Source organism: Arcobacter lacus, from assembly GCF_003063295.1.
In the GTDB taxonomy this organism is placed as follows: Bacteria; Campylobacterota; Campylobacteria; order Campylobacterales; family Arcobacteraceae; genus Aliarcobacter; species Aliarcobacter lacus.
The window spans coordinates 27,047-31,171 of the sequence record NZ_MUXF01000016.1 but is presented as its reverse complement, the minus strand read 5'-3'; the positions used below and the strand labels follow the sequence as shown (position 1 = coordinate 31,171).

At 24.4% G+C, this 4,125-nt stretch carries 5 protein-coding genes; 3 read left to right on the top strand and 2 right to left on the bottom strand.

Annotated features, from left to right (window positions below; translation table 11 throughout):
- The 3 genes from B0175_RS07875 to B0175_RS07865 all read left to right on the top strand — a co-directional run.
- Window positions 1-852 (top strand): ketopantoate reductase family protein (locus tag B0175_RS07875; protein WP_108528063.1); only part of this gene is annotated, 852 nt, incomplete at its 5' end.
- Entirely contained in the window at window positions 852-2,141 is a 1,290-nt protein-coding gene (locus tag B0175_RS07870) for a tellurium resistance protein TerC (RefSeq protein WP_108528062.1), read from the top strand. The genes B0175_RS07875 and B0175_RS07870, both read left to right, overlap by 1 nt.
- Window positions 2,142-2,152: 11 nt before the next feature.
- Window positions 2,153-3,079 (top strand): AEC family transporter, encoded by a 927-nt coding sequence (locus tag B0175_RS07865; RefSeq protein WP_108528201.1) that lies wholly within the window; start codon window positions 2,153-2,155, stop codon window positions 3,077-3,079.
- Between the two features lie 9 nt (window positions 3,080-3,088).
- Here the strand turns inward: B0175_RS07865 and B0175_RS07860 are convergent, their stop codons facing one another.
- Both B0175_RS07860 and B0175_RS07855 read right to left on the bottom strand, forming a co-directional pair.
- The gene (locus B0175_RS07860; protein ID WP_108528061.1) at window positions 3,089-3,676 is read right to left on the bottom strand and encodes a C40 family peptidase; all 588 of its coding nucleotides are present in this window, start codon (window positions 3,674-3,676) and stop codon (window positions 3,089-3,091) included.
- Window positions 3,677-3,750: 74 nt separating this feature from the next.
- Window positions 3,751-4,125: Crp/Fnr family transcriptional regulator (locus tag B0175_RS07855; protein WP_146175189.1), on the bottom strand; the 375-nt coding region annotated here is incomplete at its 5' end.

The following is a 4,125-nucleotide window of genomic DNA, read 5'->3' as shown; positions in this document are numbered from 1 at the left end:
AAAAATCTTAAATATTTAAAAGAGAATAAAATAAAGTTAGTTCACTCAACATTTAGTTTAAATGAAAAAATTGAAGCTTTAAGTATAGAAGAACTTGTACAATTAAATCCAAAAGATATAGATATTATTTTTTTAGCAACAAAATCTATGAGTACAGAAAATATCTCTTTAAAATTAGAAGAGTGGACAAAAAATAAAAAAGAGATACCATATTTTATCTCTTTACAAAATGGTGTTGAAAATGAAGATATTATGTGCGAACATTATAATAAAGAGTATGTTATTGGTGGATTAACAAGACTTATTGCAGCTCATACAATAACTTTAGGTCATGTGGAATCAACAGGAGAAGTTCAAACTATTTTAGGAGCAATGTATCCAACAAAACAAAATCAAGAATTTTTAGAAAATCTAAAAAAAGAGCTTGATAAAACTGATACGACTACATTTTTAAGCCAAAATATTAAACTTGAGCTTTGGAATAAACTTATTATTAACAATGGTCTAAATGCAATTTGTGCACTACTTGGTGAAAAAACAGGTACTTTAATAAATGATAAAAAAGTTTCAAAATTAATTCATGGACTTATGAGTGAAACAGCACTTGCTTCAAAAGTTGCAGGAGTTGATATAACTAAAGAGAATGTAGATAAGATGTTTGAACTTATGACAAAGTTTGAATCAATTAAACCTTCAATGTTAATTGATTTGGAAAAAAATAGAGATTTAGAACTTGAAGATATTTGTGGAGTTGTTATAAAAAACTGTGAAAAACAGAATTTAGATGCACCATATACTAGAGCAGTTTCAACTATTTTAGAGTTTTCTTATAATAAACAAAGAAATATCTAATGGTTTTTATAAATAGAATTTCAGGTGTATTAATATTTTTCTCTTTTATTACCACAATTTATGCTTATTTTTTTCAAAATGATTTTTTGATAGTATCAGGAATTTTAGCTTGGTTTTCATCAGCTTTACTTTTTTTTACTTTAAAACATAAAAAAATACTTTTAATATTACTTAGTTTATCTTTTTTTGCTTTTTTGTTCAGTTATATAAATGGCTTTAAAATAGACTTTATAAAAGCTTTTACAGTAAATCAATACCTTTTAACATTACTTATTGCCGTTGGATTTTTAAAACTTATAGCAACCCCAAGAAAAGAGAAAAATCAACTCTTACCAAAAGGTAAACAATCATTTATAAAAACTTATTTTAGTGTTCATCTTTTTGGTTCAGTTATAAACATCTCTTCTTTATTATTAGTTGCAGATAAAATGTACAAAAAGTCTCCTTTAAATCCCGCTCAGATAGTACTTCTTACAAGAGCATTTGCTAGTGATGCTTATTGGTCACCTTTTTTTGTAGCTTTTGCAGCAGCTATTACTTATGCACCAAATTTACAAACATATACGATAATATCTTTTGGAATATTTTTAGCAATTACTGCTTTTGTAATTACTTATTTTGATGTGACAAAAGATAAAAAATTTAATATTGATGAATTTAATGGCTATCCACTATCTTTAGAAACTTTATATCTACCAATAATTTTAGCAATATTTGTACTAACGACTCACTATTTTTACCCTACTTTAGAAGTTATAGTTTTAATTTCAAGTTTTTCTATTTTAATGACATTTTTTATTTTACCATTTAAAAAAAGTTTTCTTGAAGCACTAAAGATTTTAAAATATCATATTATTGACGAACTTCCTAAAATGAAATCAGAAATATCTCTATTTTTAGTTGCAGGATTATTTGGAATTTTAATTGGTTCTGTTTTAACTGGATTAAATTTTACTTTACCATTTGAAATTTTTGATTATAAAGTTGCTTCACTTTTACTTCTTATTTTTATACTTTTAGCTTTTATTGGTATTCATCCAATTATTACAATAGCAATAATCGGTGATTTTTTTATAAATTCAAATCATACTTTATTAGCTATGACATTTTTAATGGCTTGGTCAACAACTGTTTCCACTTCACCAATTTCTGGATTAAATTTAACAATAGTTGCAAGATATAACTGCAGTGCAAAAGAGATATTTATGTTAAATATTTTTTATGCTTTAAAGATGTATATTGTGTGCGTTATTTGTCTATTTGTTTTATCAAAATACTTAAATATTTAAAAGGTTTTTTTATGTTATTTTTTGCTTTATTATCAAAAATTTTTCCCTTATATATTAATATTATATTAGGATTTATCTCTTCAAAATATCTAAAAATCAGAAGAGATTATATAGCTTTTTTATTAGTTTATATTCTAGCTCCAATTGTAATATTTTTTGCAACATTATCTTTAAAATTAAATTTTCAACTACTATTTTTGCCAATATTTGTATTTTTATTTGGTTCAATAATTGCTTTTTTTGTTTTAAAAAAATATAAAAAACAATGGGATGATAGCAGTATAAATACTCTCGCTTTCACTTGTGGAACTGGAAATACAGGATATTTTGGAATTCCTTTAGCAATGCTTTTATTAACTCCACATGATTCAAATATATTTATTTTTGCTACATTAGGTTCTCTTCTTTATGAAAATACAACTGGATTTTACGTAACAGCAAAAGGAACTTTTACAACAAGACAATCAATTATGAAAATAATAAAACTTCCTTTGATTTATGCTTTTCTTGCAGGAATTATTTTAAATATTTTAGGTTTTAAAATACCACAATTTATAATTCCTAGTTTTGAAAATTTAAAATGGGCTTATGGAATACTTGGAATGATGATGCTTGGAATGGGAATGATGGGATTTAATCTAAAAAAAGATATTGATAAAACTTATTTAAAGATTGCCTATTTCTTCAAATTTATTTTTTGGCCAGCTTCGATTCTATTTATAATACTCGTTGACAAAAATTTTATAGGATTTTTAGATGCATCTATATATAAAGTTTTATTTTTATTTTCTATCGTTCCACTTGCAGGAAATACTGTGACTTTAGCCGTATTATTAAAAGCAAAACCTCAAAAAGCAAGTTTTACAGTACTTTTAAGTACTTTAATTTCAGTTATATTTATTCCAGTTTCTTTGATTATTTATGAATGGTTGTTTTGAGAAAATAGTTTAGTTAAAGATTCTTTGTGCTTTCCAATAACTATTTTTGAAATAGTCACTATCAAGTTCAGAAATAGTTACACCAATTTTTGTTGAAGCATGCATAAATTTTCCATCTTCAAGATAAATTCCAACATGATTATTTCTTTTAGTCTTGAAAAATACCAAATCACCCATCTTAAGTTCATCCTTCTTTATAGAAGTTCCAACTTTTGATAAAGAAACAGTGTCTCTTGGCATACTTAAACCAAAACCTTGTTGAAGTACTTTTTGCACAAAACCAGAACAATCAATTCCACTTTTTGAAGTTCCGCCAAGTTTGTATCTAGTACCTTTCCATTGATTATAAACACTAAAAAGACCTTCATTTATTTTATCTTTTTTAGTTATGTAATTTTGGTGTGTTAATTCATCAAAGAAATTACTCTTTTTAGGTGATTTTAAATACATTTCACCATAATTATTAGTATTAGAAGCACTATAAGAAGTATTAGGATAATTACCCATATCAACTACTTCTTCACTAGTTTTATATGAACAACCTGTGAATAAAAAGGAAAAAGTTACAGTTAAAAAAAATATATTTTTAAATTTCATGACTTTTCCTTTTATTTTATTATCTATTTTTTAATTTTAAGTGTCTTGGATTATATAAAAAAAAATTTTAATTGTCAAGATTGACTATTTATATAGCCTTCTAACCTTTTATAATCAAGAATTTTTATATAACCTTTTTCATTTTGCACAATATTTTCTTTTTTTAATTTAGCAATTTTTCTAGATAAAGTTTCAGGAGTTATATTGAGAATTTGGGCAATCTTTACTTGTTTTAAATTCATCAGAATTGATTCATTATCATATAAAAACTTAGCAATTTTTTCTATACTATTTAGACTAATATTGTAATTAATAAAATTTTCTAATGCTTTTATTTTTCTTGTTAAAGATTTTATAAAAAACATAGAAATTTCAGGTTTTAATAAAAACTCCTTTTTAAACTTTTCATAATCTATTAATAAAACTTCAGCATTTGTTTCAAAAGAGCA